13 protein-coding genes are annotated in these 15,257 nt (G+C 73.1%); 10 read left to right on the top strand and 3 right to left on the bottom strand.

Annotation, left to right across the window (positions count from 1 at the left end; translation table 11 throughout):
- The first annotated feature begins 21 nt into the window (after positions 1–21).
- The 5 genes from OO67_RS08045 to OO67_RS08025 all read left to right on the top strand — a co-directional run bounded on the left by OO67_RS08045 (position 22) and on the right by OO67_RS08025 (position 6,475).
- On the top strand, positions 22–2,142 hold the full coding sequence (locus OO67_RS08045) for a HEAT repeat domain-containing protein (RefSeq protein WP_033298333.1): 2,121 nt from the start codon (positions 22–24) through the stop codon (positions 2,140–2,142).
- Positions 2,139–2,459, top strand: coding sequence for a zinc ribbon domain-containing protein (locus OO67_RS08040; RefSeq protein ID WP_033298331.1), 321 nt, complete (start codon positions 2,139–2,141; stop codon positions 2,457–2,459). The genes OO67_RS08045 and OO67_RS08040 overlap by 4 nt, the downstream gene beginning before the upstream one ends.
- 82 nt (positions 2,460–2,541) lie before the next feature.
- A complete protein-coding gene (locus OO67_RS08035; protein WP_033298330.1) occupies positions 2,542–3,906 on the top strand; it encodes an FtsW/RodA/SpoVE family cell cycle protein in 1,365 nt (454 codons plus the stop codon).
- On the top strand, positions 3,903–5,360 hold the full coding sequence (locus tag OO67_RS08030) for a peptidoglycan D,D-transpeptidase FtsI family protein (RefSeq protein ID WP_033298329.1): 1,458 nt from the start codon (positions 3,903–3,905) through the stop codon (positions 5,358–5,360). Before OO67_RS08035 ends, OO67_RS08030 begins: the two co-directional genes overlap by 4 nt.
- Before the next feature lie 44 nt (positions 5,361–5,404).
- The gene (locus OO67_RS08025) at positions 5,405–6,475 is read left to right on the top strand and encodes an amidase family protein (RefSeq protein WP_033298328.1); all 1,071 of its coding nucleotides are present in this window, start codon (positions 5,405–5,407) and stop codon (positions 6,473–6,475) included.
- Here the strand turns inward: OO67_RS08025 and OO67_RS08020 are convergent.
- On the bottom strand, positions 6,468–7,358 hold the full coding sequence (locus tag OO67_RS08020) for a hypothetical protein (RefSeq protein WP_033298327.1): 891 nt from the start codon (positions 7,356–7,358) through the stop codon (positions 6,468–6,470). The genes OO67_RS08025 and OO67_RS08020 overlap by 8 nt on opposite strands.
- 76 nt (positions 7,359–7,434) lie before the next feature.
- Entirely contained in the window at positions 7,435–8,325 is an 891-nt protein-coding gene (locus OO67_RS08015; protein ID WP_033298799.1) for an ADP-ribosylglycohydrolase family protein, read from the bottom strand.
- 122 nt (positions 8,326–8,447) lie between these two features.
- Here OO67_RS08015 and OO67_RS08010 point away from each other — a divergent pair, with 122 nt between their 5' ends.
- Positions 8,448–8,762: an SCO0607 family lipoprotein gene (locus OO67_RS08010; protein WP_033298326.1), complete on the top strand. Its 315-nt coding sequence runs from the start codon at positions 8,448–8,450 to the stop codon at positions 8,760–8,762.
- A gap of 36 nt (positions 8,763–8,798) precedes the next feature.
- On the opposite strand, the gene OO67_RS08005 is transcribed toward OO67_RS08010, so the two are convergent.
- Positions 8,799–9,908 (bottom strand): ferritin-like domain-containing protein, encoded by a 1,110-nt coding sequence (locus tag OO67_RS08005; RefSeq protein WP_033298798.1) that lies wholly within the window; start codon positions 9,906–9,908, stop codon positions 8,799–8,801.
- A gap of 189 nt (positions 9,909–10,097) precedes the next feature.
- On the opposite strand from OO67_RS08005, the gene OO67_RS08000 reads away from it, so the two are divergent.
- The 4 genes from OO67_RS08000 (at position 10,098) to OO67_RS07985 (ending at position 15,107) form a co-directional block, all read left to right on the top strand.
- A complete protein-coding gene (locus tag OO67_RS08000; RefSeq protein ID WP_033298325.1) occupies positions 10,098–11,033 on the top strand; it encodes an AurF N-oxygenase family protein in 936 nt (311 codons plus the stop codon).
- Positions 11,034–11,116: 83 nt separating this feature from the next.
- Complete coding sequence (locus OO67_RS07995; protein WP_051709206.1) at positions 11,117–11,908, top strand: TetR/AcrR family transcriptional regulator; 792 nt, start codon at positions 11,117–11,119, stop codon at positions 11,906–11,908.
- Positions 11,909–12,153: 245 nt separating this feature from the next.
- Positions 12,154–12,429 carry a hypothetical protein gene (locus tag OO67_RS07990; protein WP_033298324.1) on the top strand — a complete coding sequence of 92 codons (276 nt, stop codon included), beginning with the start codon at positions 12,154–12,156 and terminating at the stop codon, positions 12,427–12,429.
- 71 nt (positions 12,430–12,500) lie between these two features.
- Entirely contained in the window at positions 12,501–15,107 is a 2,607-nt protein-coding gene (locus OO67_RS07985) for an outer membrane protein assembly factor BamB family protein (protein WP_033298323.1), read from the top strand.
- Positions 15,108–15,257: the final 150 nt, after the last annotated feature.

Genomic DNA, 15,257 nt, shown 5'->3' with positions numbered 1-15,257 from the left:
AAGACACGGGGAGGGTGTGGCGTGTTCACGGGGATCGACGAGGTCGACTGGGCCTCGATGGAGCATGCCTACGGACCGGCCGACGATGTGCCGGGGCTCCTGTACGGACTCGCCTCCGCCGATCCGGCGGAGCGGGAGAGCGCGCTCGACGGGATGTACGGCGCGGTGCACCACCAGGGCGACGTGTACGCGTGCACCCTCGCGTGCATCCCGTTCCTCTTCGAGCTGGCCGTGGATCCGGACATACGGGACCGGGGCGGCATAGTCGAGCTGCTCACCAGCATCGGCGGTATCGATCTGGACGAGGACGACGAGAACGACCTGGACGAGGACGAGGCCGAGGGCGTGGCGAACTACGCGATGGCCGCGTCCGCCGTCTCCGCCGGGTCCGCGGTGTTCTTCGAGCTGATCGCCGACGAGGACCCGGGGGTCCGGCTCGCCGCACCGCTGGCCCTGGCCACGCTGCACGGCCGGCCGGGCAGGGTCCTCTCGCTGCTGCGGGAGCGGCTGCCGGTGGAGGCGGACGACGAGGTGCGGCTCGCCCTCGTCGAGGCGGCCGGCCGGATCGCCCTGCGGCACCGGCCGCTGGCGGGGCGGGCGGCCGACTGGCTGAGCCGGCTCGCCGCGGAGGCCTACCCGCCCGGGCTGCGGCTCGCCGCCCTCGCCCAGCTGGCCAGGTGCGCCCCGGACGCGCTGCCCGTCGACGTCGTGCGGATGGTCTCGGGGCTGCTGCGGGAGCTGCGCTCCCGGCCCTGCCCGAGTGAGGCCCCGGCCGCGAAGGTGCCGGGGGGTGACGACGCGACGGCGGACCGTGCCACCGCCCCGGCGCGGGTGGGCCGGCTGCGGGAGCTGCCGGCCGAGGAGTCCGCCGGCCGCAGCACCCCGTGGGCCGCCGACCTGCTGCGCACGCTGCACAGCGGCCTGGACGACCGGGTGGAGGACCGCACGGCGCTGCTGACGGACCAGCTGTGCAGTCCCGACCCCTGGCAGCGCATCGACGCCGTACGGATGAGCGGCGGGCTGATCCGGGCCTGGCGCGGTTCGTACGAGGGCCTGGTGCGACTGGTCGGCGTACAGCTCACGGATCCGGAACCGCGGCTCGCGGAGGCCGCCTCGCACGTGCTGGAGGAGCTGTTCGGCCTGGCGGCACCGGCGGCCGACGCACTGGCCGCGCGGGTGGCCGCTGATCCCGACGGCTGGGTGAGGGAGTGGGCGAGCGGGCCGCCCGGTCTGGGTTCGGCGGTGAAGGCGCTGGCCAGGCTGGGCGACGTCCGGGTGCTGCCGGCGCTGGCGACGGCCCTGGAGCGGCCCGAGGTGCCCCACGACGTGGGATTCGCGATCCGCTGCCTCGGGGCCGGCGCGGCACCGCTCGCCGGGGCGCTGCGGCGCAGGCTCGGCGAGGTCGGCCTGGACGAGGGCGCGTACGACCGGGCGAGCCCGCTGCTCGCCGGGCTGACGGCGCTGCGCGCGGGCGAGGCGGCGCCGGAGGTGCTGCGGGTGCTGCGGGGGGCGCCGGAGTACCGGGGCGAGTGGCTCCGCACGGCTGCCCTCCGGGCGCTGGGGGCGTTCGGGCCGGCCGCGCTCTGTGCCGTCCCGGAGCTGCGACGGCTGATCCGGCGCCCGGGTACGGCGGCGGCGACGGAGGCGGCGGAGGCCCTGTGGGCCGTCACGGGTGACGCCGACGCCGTGCTGCCGGTGCTGGTGGAGGGCCTGCGGGCGGAGCAGGTACACGACTGCCGGGCGGCGGCGAGCGCGCTGGGCGGGCTCGGACGGCGGGCCGGGGCGGCGGCGCCGAGGCTGCGGGCCCTGCTGGCGCACGAGGAGCCGTGGCTGCGGGTCGACGCGGCGATCGCCCTCCTGGAGGTCTCGGGACGGAGCGACGAGGCCGTGCCGGTGCTCCTCTCCGCGTGGGAGAAGAACCGTCACGTCAGGGTCCGGGTCGCGGAATGTCTGGCGCGGACGGGTCTTGCTGCGGCAGGGTCTGACGCGGCACGAGTGCTGCGCGCCGAGCTCCTCTCCGTACGCCGCCACAACGCGTTGGACGGCGGCTACGGCAGTCACGACACTTATGAGGACGAGAAGCTGCTGGCACTCTGCCGGCGGGCTCTCCTGGAAGACACGGGGAAAGGAATCACATCATGATCATTTTCGGTACGCGAGGCTATCTCCATCAGCTGGCGATCCTGACGATGGTGTGCGGCTGGTGCGGCAACCCCGCGGCGCACACCCTGCGCAAGCGGGTCACCAAGTTCACCCTGTTCTTCGTGCCGCTGTTCCCCTTCTCCACGAAGTACACGACGCAGTGCACCTTCTGCGGCGGGGAGCGGCAGATACCGAAGGAGGAGGCCGACCAGCTGCTGGCGCAGGCCCAGGGCGGACAGGACGGCGGCCCGCACGGCGGCGCGCAGCAGCAGCCCGGCTACGCGCCTCCCGGCGGCCAGAACCCGTACCAGCGCTGAGCGGCTCCGGAAGCGCCCGCCAAGGAGTGCCACGAAGCTGACATAAGGGAAATAACACCCGCCTCTTGCTACGTTGCGGGGCATGACCGCAACGACGGCGGACGCACCCCCGCCCGCGCTACGCCTGCCCAAGCGGCGCGGGGTCGAGCTCTCGCTCCTGATCGGGGCCGTGATCGTCTCCGTCTACGGCTATGCCGCCGTCGGCCTCGCCCGGAGCGGCGCCGTGCCCCCCGACGTGGCCGGATACGGGGCCGGTCTCGGTCTTCTCGCCCTGCTCGCCCATCTCGCGGTCCGCTTCCGCGCCCCGTTCGCCGATCCGCTGATGCTGCCGATCGCCGTCCTCCTCAACGGACTGGGCCTGGTACTGATCTACCGGCTCGACCTGGAGACCCCGAGCGACCGGGCGGCGACGACGCAGCTGATCTGGTCCACGCTCGGGGTGGCCTTCTTCATCGCCGTCGTCGTCCTGCTGCGCGATCACCGGGTGCTCCAGCGCTACGCGTACCTCTCGGTCGCCACGGCGCTGGTGCTGATGATCGTGCCGATCTTCTTCCCGGCCGTGAACGGGGCCAAGATCTGGATCCGGTTCGGCGGACTTTCCTTCCAGCCGGGCGAGTTCGCCAAGATCCTGCTCGCGGTCTTCTTCGCCGCGTACCTCGCCGCGAACCGCAACGCGCTCGCGTACACCGGCCGCAGGATCTGGAAGCTCCAGTTCCCCACCGGGCGCGTGCTGGGGCCGATCGTGGCGATCTGGCTGCTCAGCGTCGGCGTCCTCATCCTCGAACGGGACCTCGGCACGTCGCTGCTCTTCTTCGGCCTCTTCGTCATCCTGCTCTACGTGGCCACCGGCAGGACCGGGTGGATCGCCGTCGGCCTCCTCCTCGCCGCGGCGGGAGCCTTCGCCGTCGGCTCGTTCGAACCCCATGTCCACAGCAGGGTGGAGGACTGGCTGGACCCGTACGCGACGATCGACGCGGGCCAGGGACCCAGCCAGCTCGCCCAGTCGCTCTTCGCCTTCGCCGCGGGCGGCATGCTCGGCACGGGCCTGGGGCTCGGCCACTCCATCCTCATCGGCTTCGCCGCCAAGTCCGACTTCATCCTGGCCACCGCGGGCGAGGAACTCGGCCTGGCCGGACTCACCGCGATCTTCCTGCTGTACGCCCTGCTGGTGGCCCGCGGCTTCCGTGCGGGCCTCGCCCTGCGTGACCCCTTCGGACGGCTGCTGTCGGTCGGTCTCGCCTCGATCCTGGCGCTCCAGGTCTTCGTGATCGCGGGCGGCGTGATGGGACTGATCCCGCTGACCGGTATGGCGATGCCCTTCCTGGCCCAGGGCGGTTCGTCCGTGGTCACCAACTGGATCATCGTGGCACTCCTCATCCGGGTCAGTGACCTGGCCCGCACCCCCGCCCCCGGTACCGCGACCGCACCGGCCGGGGAGGCCCGGTGACCCGTTACATCCGGCGAGCCGCCGGATTCTGCCTGCTCCTGCTCCTCGCCCTGCTGGCGAACGCCGCCCGGGTCCAGCTCTTCGAGGCCGGCGAACTGAACACCAACCCCGCCAACCGCCGTACCACCATCGACCGTTACGACCAGCCGCGCGGCGACATCCTGGTCGGCGACGAGCCCGTGACCGGGTCGAAGGACACCGGCGAGCAGCTCGCGTACGAGCGCACCTACCGCCACGGACCGCTGTACGCGCCGGTGACGGGGTACGCCTCGCAGACGTACGGCACCACGCTGCTGGAGAACGCCGAGGACGGCGTCCTCTCCGGCACCGATCCGCTCCTGGCCCCGCTCCCGCTGTGGGGTGACGTCACCCGCAGCCGGCAGCCCGGCGGCGACGTCGTCACCACGATCGAGGCCCCCGTGCAACGCGCGGCGTACGAGGGCCTGGACGGCCGGCGTGGGGCGGTGGCCGCCCTCGACCCTTCCACCGGCCGGATCCTGGCGCTGGTCTCCTCCCCCTCGTACGACCCGGAGCTCCTCTCCGGCACCGGCTCCGCGGTCACCGGCGCGTGGGAGCGGCTGAACCGGGCGCAGAGCCTGCCGATGCTCAACCGGGCCATCCGGCAGACCTATCCGCCCGGTTCGGCCTTCAAGATCGTGACCGCGGCGGCGGCGCTGGACGCCGGCGTGGTCACCGATCCGGACGCGGCGACGGACACCCCGTCCCCGTACGTCCTGCCGGGCACCTCGACCACGCTGCCGGACGAGGCCCGCGGCTGCGAGAGGGCGTCCCTGGCCGAGGCGATCCGGGTCTCCTGCAACACGGTGATGGCCCATCTCGGCGTCGAGGTGGGGCTGGACGGGATGCTGGAGGCGGTGGGCAGGTTCGGCTTCAACGACAACGACCTCAAGATCCCCTCCCGGGTGGCCCGCAGCAATTTCGACGCGGACATGAGCGACGACCAGCTGGCCCAGTCCTCGATCGGCCAGTTCGACACGACGGCGACCCCGCTCCAGATGGCGATGGTGGCCTCGGCGGTCGCCAACGGCGGCGAGCTCAGACGCCCCCACCTGGTGGACCGGGTGACCACGGACGACGGCGGCACGGTCCGGGAACAGGGCACGGACTCGTACCGCGAGGCCATGGACCCGGCAACGGCCCGGCAGCTCCAGCGGATGATGGTCGACGTCGTGGAGAACGGCACCGGCGCGAACGCCGCGATCGACGGGGTCACGGTCGGCGGCAAGACCGGCACCGCCCAGCACGGGGTCGACAACTCCGGTACGCCGTACGCCTGGTTCATCGCCTGGGCGCAGGCCCCGGACTCGGGCCCGCCGGCGGTCGCCGTCGCGGTGGTCGTGGAGGACGCGTCGGCCGACCGTGCCGACGTGAGCGGGGGCGGTGACGCGGCTCCGATCGCCCGGGCGGTGATGGAGGCGGCGCTGGAGGGCTGAGGCCCGCCCGGGGGCGACGGCGCACGAGGACGGAGACTGGTGCGATGACAGCGGCTCTCGAAGCGTCTCTCGCCCGGATCGGCCGGTTCGACCCGGAACTGTGCGCGTTCACCGAGGTGTGGCCCGACGAGGCACGGGCCCGCGCCCGGACCGCGTCCCGTCTCCCGCTCGGAGGGCTGCCGTTCGCCGTGAAGGGCCGGGCCGGTATCCGCTCGTACGCCGCCCGCCGTCTGATCGCCGCCGGCGGCGTCCCGGTCGGCGCCACCTCCGTCCCCGGCCCCGGTACCCACTGGCAGACCTGGGGCCAGGGCGCTCACGGCCGCACGGTCAACCCCTGGCGTCCCGACAGGACCCCGGGCGGATCGTCGGCGGGATCGGCAGTGGCGGTCGCGGCGGACATGGTCGAGATGGCTACGGGGAGTGACGGAGCGGGGTCGGTACGGATCCCGGCGTCATGGTGCGGAGTGTTCGGCCTGAAGACGACCGGGGGCCTGCTCCCCTCGCCCGACAGCACCGGGCTGGCGTCCCCCGGCGTGCTCGCGGCTTCGGCGGCACGGGCGGAGACGTACCTGCGCCATGTACTGGCCGGGTACGCGCCCCGCCCCGTGCGGCTCCCGGTCCCCGCCGCGTACAGCCCCGACCTGGGCTTCGCGTCCGTCGACCCGGACGTGGCGGAGGTGGTGCGGGCCGCGGTCGACCGGCTGGCCGCGGCGGGGGTGATCCGCCTCGTCCGGGATCCCGTCACACTGCTCGACCCGGCGGAGACGTGGATGGCGGTGCGGAGGAAATCGCCGACCACCGCCTCCGGGGCGCTCCGTGCCGCCAACGACCGCACGCTCGACGCATTCTTCGCCCGTGCGCCGCTGCTCCTCAGCCCGGTGACGCCGAACCGTCCGCACGGCCACGAGGGCCCGGGGGACGTCTACTCCACGGCCCTCACCTGGGCGTTCAACCTCAGCGGCCATCCGGCGGCGAGCGCGCCGGCCGGATTCACCCCGGACGGCTGCCCGGCAGGCCTCCAGCTGGTGACCGACCGGGGCACGGACGCGGAACTGCTCGCCGTCGCGTGCGCGGTGGAACGCGCCCTGCCGCCGCGACCGCACCGGTTCAGCTGATCGGCTGGCGTACCTCGGAGCGGACCTCGGCGGTCTCCTCGGCGGTCTTCGCGAGGTCGATCGACTTCACGTCCTTGTAGAGGTCATCGGTCCGGAGCACGCCGACCATGGCGGCGGTGTTCCCGTCGCTCCACGCGCACATGGGTGTGTTGACGGTCAGTCCTATCTCCTTGGTCTGCACGACCTGGCACTCCATCGTGATGTCGTACCCCTCGGGTGTGAACTCCTCGGGCTGCACGACGACCGTCGCGGTATCCGCCTCGGCGGCCCCCTCCATGATCTTGCTCCGCATGACCTCGGGGCTGGAGAACCGCCCGTACATGCCGGAGAGCACGAGCATGCCGTTCTCCTCCGAGCCGTACTGCGCGAGCGCGGCCTTGCCGTCCCGGACGCTCGGGTCGAAGGTGTCCTCGATCTCCTTGCCCTCCGTGTCCGACAAATCCTGGGTGAGGGTGAACTCCCCGCCCAGCACCGTCTTCTCGATGACGATCTTGTGCGTGGCGGCGGGGAACGTGGCGTCCGCACCCTTGGAGAGCAGCTCGAACGCGCCGAACCCGATTCCCGCGACCAGGACGAGCGCCCCCAGGACGATGCCGACGACGAGCCCCGTCCGCCTCTTGCGCGGCTGCTGCGGCGGCCATCCGGGCATCCCGGGCTGCGTACCGGGCTGTCCCCACGGGCCGGGCGCCCCTTGGGGCTGCTGCGGCGGGTAGGCGTAGCCCGGCTGCTGCGGCGGGTAGCCGTAGCCAGGCTGCTGCGGCGGATGGGCGTAGCCCGGCTGCTGCGGTCCGTAAGGGCCGGGCGGGGGCTGTTGCCCGTACGGATCGTGCTGCGGCGGAGGGGGCCCGTACGGACCTTGCGGCGGATGCGGCGGCATGCTCATGCGCTCACGTTACGTCACCGGGGCGAACAGGAATTCGACCCGCGGCCATCGGTGCCGGGCCGAGGGCTCCGCCCCGTCAGCTCAGCGGTTCCAGCCGGAGGCGCCACTCGGCCGGCACCCCGTCCACCCCGGTGACCGCTCCGACCACGCCCCCGGTGATCGCACAAGTCGTGTCCACATCACCGAAGCCCTCCGCGGTCGCCCAGAGCGCCGCCTCCAGGTCGCCGGAGTGCCGGGCAGCGGTCCAGAGCGCGAAGGGCACCGTGTCGTCGGCCCTGATCCGCTGCCCGTTGCCCAGGAGATCGGCGGCCCGCCACGGCTCCGTGGAGAACGGCACCCGCGCGGCGCGCAGCACACCCTCCCGCACCTGCCCACCGGGCGTCCGCGCGGCGACCGCCTCCAGCGTGAACTCCCCCCGCACGGACAGGGCCGCGGCCACCGCGACCGCCACCGCGCCCGCCACCCCCTCCGGATGCGCGTGGGTGACCTCCGCCGACAGGACGGCCTGCTCGGCGGCGCGGCCGACGTCCTGGTGGAAGCGCGCCCCGAGCGGCGCGACCCGCATGGCCGCGCCGTTGCCGAGGCTGCCGCCCTCGAACAGGCCGGGCGCGAGGGTGCGCCAGGCTGCCGGCGAGGCCAGCAGTTCCGGAAGCAGGATGTGCATGCCGTGCCCGTACCCACGGGCCTGGTCGGCCTCGAAGGCCAGGGCGTAGTGGAGGGCCAGCCGGTCCTGGTCGACGTGCCCGTACTCGTCGAGGACCCGCTGCAGGGCCAGCGCCAGTGCGGTGTCGTCGGTCCAGTGCCACACGGGCTCGTGCGGAGTGCGCCGCGCCCGGACCTCTGCGTACGCCTGCCGGGGCGGCCGGAAGAGCGGGAACCAGCGCTCCCCGAAGGCGTCACCGAGCGCGAGCGCTTCGAGGCTGCGACGGGCGGCTGCGGAATCGCCCGCGGGGGTAGGAGAGTTCATGCCCTCATCCTCGGCCCGTGTGCCCGGCACGTACACCGGATATGAGCACGCGTACTCACGATCCGCGCCTCCGGCCACGGCAGGCTGGACCCCGTCCGACACACACCAGAAGGAGCCCGACCATGCGCACGGCCAACAGACTCCGTCCCCCGTCACGCACCGCACTCGGGCTCGCCCTGGCCGGCGTCACGGTCGCCCTGCTCACCGGCGCCTGCTCCCTCCAGCAGGCCACCTGCGGGGGCGACGAATACCCGGTCCTGGCCGTGGGCAGCGCAGGGAGCGCGTGCGTGCCGGACGGGGAGGAGCCGCCCAAGGGCTACGCCCGCTACCCGGAGGGCAAGGTCCCCGAGCACGAGGGCGACAAGTGGGACACCTACTGGAACACCCGGACGCTCGACGCGCAGGGCGAGACGGTCGAGCTGCCCGACGAGAACTAGCCGGCCCCCGGAGGCGGCGGCACGGGCGGCCGCGGGTCAGTCACCCGCACCGCCCTCGGCGATCGCGTCCGCGACCTCCGCCACCCTCGCCTGCTCCTCCACCGCGAAGCGGTCCCGGTCCAGCTGCTCGGCCACCTCCTCGTCCTGGGCCATCAGCAGGTCCAGGTTCGAGTCACCCAGATCGAACACGCCCATGTCCACGTAGGCCTTCTGCAGCCGTTCACCCCAGAGGCCTATGTCCTTGACGCAGGGGACGATCCGGCTGAACAGCAGCTTGCGGAAGAGCTGCAGGTACTCCGAGTGCTCGGAGAGGTCCTTGGCCTCCTGCTTGCCTATGCCGAAGTTCTCCAGGACCTCCACGCCGCTGAGGCGGTCGCGCATCAGGTAGCAGCCCTCGATGACGAACTCCTCGCGCTCGCGCAGTTCGGCGGCGCTCAGCTGCTTGTAGTAGTCGCGCAGCGCCATCCGTCCGAAGGCCACGTGCCGGGCCTCGTCCTGCATGACGTAGGCGAGGATCTGCTTGGGCAGCGGTCTGGTCGTGGTGTCGCGGATCATGCCGAAAGCGGCGAGGGCCAGGCCTTCGATGAGGACCTGCATGCCGAGGTAGGGCATGTCCCAGCGGGAGTCACGCAGGGTGTCGCCCAGCAGCCCCTGGAGGTTGTCGTTGACCGGGTAGAGCATGCCGACCTTCTCGTGCAGGAAGCGGCCGTAGATCTCCGCGTGCCGCGCCTCGTCCATCGTCTGGGTCGCGGAGTAGAACTTCGCGTCGAGGTCGGGCACCGACTCCACGATCCGCGCGGCGCAGACCATGGCGCCCTGCTCACCGTGCAGGAACTGGCTGAACTGCCAGGAGGTGTAGTGCTTGCGCAGTTCGCCCCGGTCCCGCTCGGTCATCTTCGCCCAGTGCGGGGTGCCGTAGAGCGTGAGGGCCTCGTCCGGGGTGCCGAGCGGGTCGGCGGGGTCGACCTCCAGGCTCCAGTCGATGCGCTTGTTGCCGTCCCACTGCTTGTCCTTGCCCTTCTGGTAGAGGGCGAGGAGGCGCTCGCGGCCGTCGTCGTAGTCCCAGCTGAACCGGGCTGCGCCTGTGGCAGGTACCTGCCATGTCGGCGCTGGGGGCGGGGTGATGTAGAGGTCGTGTGTCGACACGGACAGCTCCTTCGCCTGGCGAGGATCGTGCATTCCGTGGTGCTGACGTCAGTTGGCAGGTTCACACGTTGGTAGACGCCCGGTCAACAAGTCGCGCACAAGGGATTGACTGCCTTGCTGACAGGCAGTCTCATAATCCGTGAGCAAGAACTTGACCGCCGGTAACCCCTCTGCGAGGTGCGTTCAGCCATGACGACAGTGACCGACGAGGACATCCAGGCGCTGCGCGATGCGCTCGGCCCCCTCAAGGACCGCGAACAGGTAGCCGCGCGCCTGCTCGAAGCCTCGGCCAAGCACTCCTTCGACCCGGACACCGAGCTGGACTGGGATTCCGCCGTCGAGGACGGCAAGTGGTTCTGGCCGCCCGAGCTGGTCTCCCTCTACGACACCCCGCTGTGGCGGAAGATGTCCGAGGAACAGCGGATGGAACTGGCGCGGCACGAGGCCGCGTCCCTGGCATCGCTCGGCATCTGGTTCGAGATCATCCTCATGCAGCTGCTCGTCCGGCACATCTACGACAAGTCCGTGACGAGCAAACACGTCCGCTACGCCCTCACCGAGATAGCCGACGAGTGCCGGCACTCGATGATGTTCGCCCGCATGATCGAGTGGGGCGGGGCACCCAGCTACCCGGTTCCCCGGCGCTACCACAACCTCGCGCGGGTACTGAAGACCATCTCCACCACCCCCGGTTCGTTCGCCGCGACCCTGCTCGGCGAGGAGATCCTGGACTGGATGCAGCGGCTCACCTTCCCCGACGAGCGCGTCCAGTCGCTCGTGCGCGGAGTGACCCGCATCCATGTGGTCGAGGAGGCCCGGCACGTGCGCTACGCACGCGAGGAGCTGCGCCGCCAGATGGTGACCGCACCTCTCTGGGAGCGCCGTCTGACCCGGCTCAACTGCGGGGAGGCGGCACGCGTCTTCTCCGTCTGCTTCGTCAACCCGCAGGTGTACGACAACGTCGGCCTGGACCGCCACGAGGCCGTCGCGCAGGTGAAGGCGAGCGGGCACCGGGCGGAGGTCATGCAGACGGGAGCGAAGCGGCTCACGGACTTCTTCGACGACATCGGCGTGCTCAACGGGGTGGGACGCAGGCTGTGGAAGAGCTCGGGCCTGCTGGCCTGAGGCCGCCCCCGGTGCGCCGGGCCGGGCCGGGCGGGATCCGGGTCTCGGCCACCGATGTGCCGGCCGGCCTTAGGCTTCGGAGTATGACCTCCGCACCCGCAGCACCGCCGGCCCGCGCGTACCGACGGCTCGGTGTCGAGGAGCGCCGCGCCCAGCTCCTCGGCGCGGCGCTCACGCTCTTCGCCCACCGGGCACCGGACGACGTGTCGATCGACGAGGTGGCGGCCGCTGCCGGAGTCTCCCGTCCGCTGGTCTACCGCTACTTCCCCGGTGGCAGGCAGCAGTTGTACGAGGCCGCCCTCGGGTCGGCCGCCGAGCAGCTGACGCTCTGCTTCGCCGAGCCCGCCGACGGCCCGCCGACCGAGCGGGTCAGCCGGGTCCTGGACCGCTATCTCGGCTTCGTCGACCAGCACGACGCCGGCTTCAGCGCGTTGCTGCGCGGGGGCAGCGTCGCCGAGACCTCGCGTACGACCACGATCGTGGACGGCGTGCGCCGGTCGGCGGCCGAGCAGATCCTGCTCCACCTGGGCCGGGGCAACGGCCCGGGACAGGAACCCGCCGGGCCACGCCTCCGGATGATGGTGCGCACCTGGATCGCGGCCGTGGAGGCGGCGTCCCTGATCTGGCTGGACGAGGAGAAGCAGCCGCCGGCCTCCGACCTCCGGGGCTGGCTGGTCGACCATCTGATCGGCCTGATAGCGGTGACGGCGGCCACGGACGAGGAGACCGCGTCCGTGGTGGCGGACCTGCTGGGCCAGGAGACCGCCGACGGCCCGGTCGGAAGACTCGCGGCACTGGTGGTCCCGGCCGGCGAGGCCGCGACCCACCTGCTGGCCCGTGGGCTCACCGCGTCCGGGAACGGACCGGCGGACTGATCCCCGGCGGGTCCCCGCCCGCCGGCGGTCGCTGGTCCGCCCGGTAGGCGACCGGACGCGGGGCCACGCGACATGGCCGCCCACGCCCAGGACCACAACTACCGCCACCGACACCTTCGCCCAGCGCCGCGTCGCCCCCGCCCCCGTCGCACCGGTCACCCTTCGGCCCCCGCCGGGGCCGTACGCATCCGCCGCACCCTGCGGGCCGGGGGGCCGCACCCGGGCCCCTGGGTCAGACTGGCACCGTGAAGAGCGAGAACACACCTTTCCGCGGCGGCCCCCTGGACGGCCGGGTGCTGCCCGTCCTGCTCGGCCCGACCGGTCATCCGCCCAAGTGGTACGAGGTCCCGGTGCCGGACGCCGGCGGCGGCCCCGACACCGTGTACGCCTACCGGCGCGCTCCGGCGGGTCATACGAAGCGGCTCGGGCTGCAACGCGGCTGGGTGTACGAGTACACCCCCGAGGGCCGCGAGCCCTTCACCCCCAAGTGGCCCTGGACCAAGCCCCGCAGCGGGTCCTGAGCCTCATCCGCGACCGCGCCACTAGGATCGGCGGTCCGGTGCCGAGGGCACGGTCACAAGGGGGGTGCGCCATGGAGGCGCTGCGTCAGGACGATCCACGCCGCTTCGGTCCGTACACCACGCTGGCACGCTTCCGCGAGAGCGCGAGCGCCGTGCACTTCCTGGCCCGGGGCGTGGACGCCGGCGATCTCGCCGTGGTGACGGCGGCCCGGCCCGCTCTCGCCTCCGCACCCGCCTTCCGGCGCCGCTTCCTGGCCGAGGCCCGCACCGCCGAGCGGCTGGCCGGTGGCTGGGTGCAGCCGCCGCTCGTCCCACCGGAGGACGACAGCCTGTGGACGGCCACGGCCTACGTGCCCGCGGTGACGCTCGCCGAGGCGATCGGTGTCTCCGGCCCCCTGCCGGAGCGCTCCGTGCGGATACTGGGCGCGGGCCTGGCCGAGACCCTCTCCCGGGTGCACGCCACCGGGGCCGTGCTCCAGGGGCTGGCGCCGGAGACGGTGCTGCTGGCCGAGGACGGCCCCAGGCTGACCGCGTTCGGTCCTCTGGGGGCCGCGGCCTCCGCCGAGGCCCGCGAGGGCGGGCAGTTGTCCGTGCGACTGGGCTACCTCACGCCCGAGCAGGTCGAGGGCCGGGACGTGGGCCCGGCGTCCGACCTGTTCGTCCTGGGCCTGCTGCTGGCGTACGCGGCGACCGGGACGACTCCGCTGGCCGACGGGCCCGCGGAGGAGGCGGCGGAGAGGATCGCGCACGGGGCGGCCGAACTGGGCGCCGTCCCGGATGAGTTGCGCACGCTGATCGCGAGCTGCCTGGCGAAGGACCCGGACGGCCGGCCCGGGGCGGGCTCGGTGGCCGCGGAACTGGCACTGGAGGGCGCGGCGGGCCTCGCCAAGGGCGGCTGGCTTCCCGGGACACTGGCCGCAGCCGTGACCGACCAGGCGGCACGGGTCAGGGCGCTGGAGGCGCCGGTGGGCCCGGTCCAGGACGAGGTGACGACGGACCTGGTGCCGGACAACGGCACGCCCACGGACCGCGTACCCACGGACGAGGCGCAGGGCAGCGGGGACATCGGCGAGGACAGCCGGACCACCCGGTTCCTGAACACCGGGGCGCGCACACCGAGGCCCGACCGGTCGACGACCCAGCTCGCGCTCCCCCAGGAACTGACCGGCGCCGCCCCACCGCACCCCCCGGCCGCCGCCCTGCCACCGGCAGCCGCACCCGCACCCGCACCCGCACCACCGCAGCCGTACGCCTCCCCGCACGCCCCCGCACCCCAGGGAGCGCCCGCCCCGCTCCCCCACGCCCTGCCCCCGGCCGCCCCGACCGCCCCGGCCGGCCCGCGGGGTGCCGCGACGGCCCCGGTGACCGGCCGGCGGGCTCTCCTCACCGCCGTCGCCGCCGGTGCGGCCGGCCTGCTTCTGGGCGGGGTCACCGTGTCCGCCCTCGGGTCCGACGGGTCCGCCCCGGCCGCCGACGACAAACCGTCCCCGGATCCCCGCCCCGCCGTGCCCGGCCGGGTACCGGACGCACTCTGGATGTACTCCCACCCGGCCGCCGCCCCGGCACCGCTCACCGCGGGCGTCTGGCAGGACAAGCTGGTGGTGCTGACGGACACGGCCGGGGCCACCGCCGTCGACCTCCGGACGGGGCGGAAGGTCTGGGAGCGGGCCGACGCCGCAGGTGCCCAGTCGGTCCTGGCCGCCGGCGACGGCCTCTGCTTCCTGGCGAGCCCGACCGAGTTCCTCTGGCTGTCGCCGAAGGACGGGCGGGTGGTGCACCGGGTGCGCTTCGTCGACCAGTTCGACGGCGTACCGAACATGAAGGTGGCCCCGCTCACCGGCCTGTCCGGGTCCGTCCTCTGGTTCACCGGCTCCCACACCGTCACGGTCAAGGCGCCCAAGCCGGAGAAGGGCCGGAAACCCGGCAGGGACACACAGGTCGTCAAGGCCTACTTCTTCGCCTACGACGTCGTGCGGCGCAGGGAACTCTGGCGCACCGCCGTCCCCGCCGGCCGTGCGCCCGGCACCCCGGCCTACCGGCTGACCGCCGTCAGGGACGCCGACCTCGTCGTACGCCAGGACCCGGGCACGCTCACTCCCGCCGACGTCGCGGCGGGCAGGGGCAAGGCGTTCTTCCGCTGCTTCGACCGCACCACGGGAAAGCAGCTGTGGATCCGGCAGTTCGGCACGGTCACCCCGGCCGGTGCCGCGGCCGGCGACGAGGAGGGGCGGCTGTACGCCTCGGTGGGGGATGATCTGCAGGCCTTCGAGACGGCTACCGGGAAGCCGGTGTGGACGGTGAACGGGACCGCGTCGTCCGTCTTCGGCACACCCGTCCCGGCCGGGGCCCTGCTCCACACCACGAACCGCAACCAGGAGGTCGGCGCGGTCGAGCGGGCGACCGGAAAGGTCCGCTGGCGACGGTCCACCGAGGTTCCGCCCGGTGCCGGCACCCCCGCGCTCACGGTGAGCGGCGGCGGGAGGACACTGCTCGCCGCCGACTCCTCCCAGGTGACCGCCTTCGCCGCGGCGGACGGACGCCGGCTGTGGAAGTTCCAGGACATCGGTGCCCAGGACCCGAAGGGCGCCACAGTCAGCGCGCCCTACCGGGTGCTGGCCACGGGCAGGGCCGCCGTCGTCCAGCGGGAGCGGGCCCTCTACGCCTTCCCCGTGGAGTGACGGCCCGGACCCTGGGCGCGTCCGCTGTTCGGGGCACGCACCGGACGGCACGCCGGGCGGTCCTTGCGTCACCTCGCACCGGGTGACCGGATGGATGACATCCGATCATTTGTGGGGTAGTCCGACTAATTGGCCTGACCCCTGATCCCG

The sequence above is a fragment of the Streptomyces atroolivaceus genome (assembly GCF_000717025.1).
Taxonomy (GTDB): Bacteria; Actinomycetota; Actinomycetes; order Streptomycetales; family Streptomycetaceae; genus Streptomyces; species Streptomyces atroolivaceus.
This window is presented reverse-complemented; position numbering and strand designations above follow the sequence as displayed.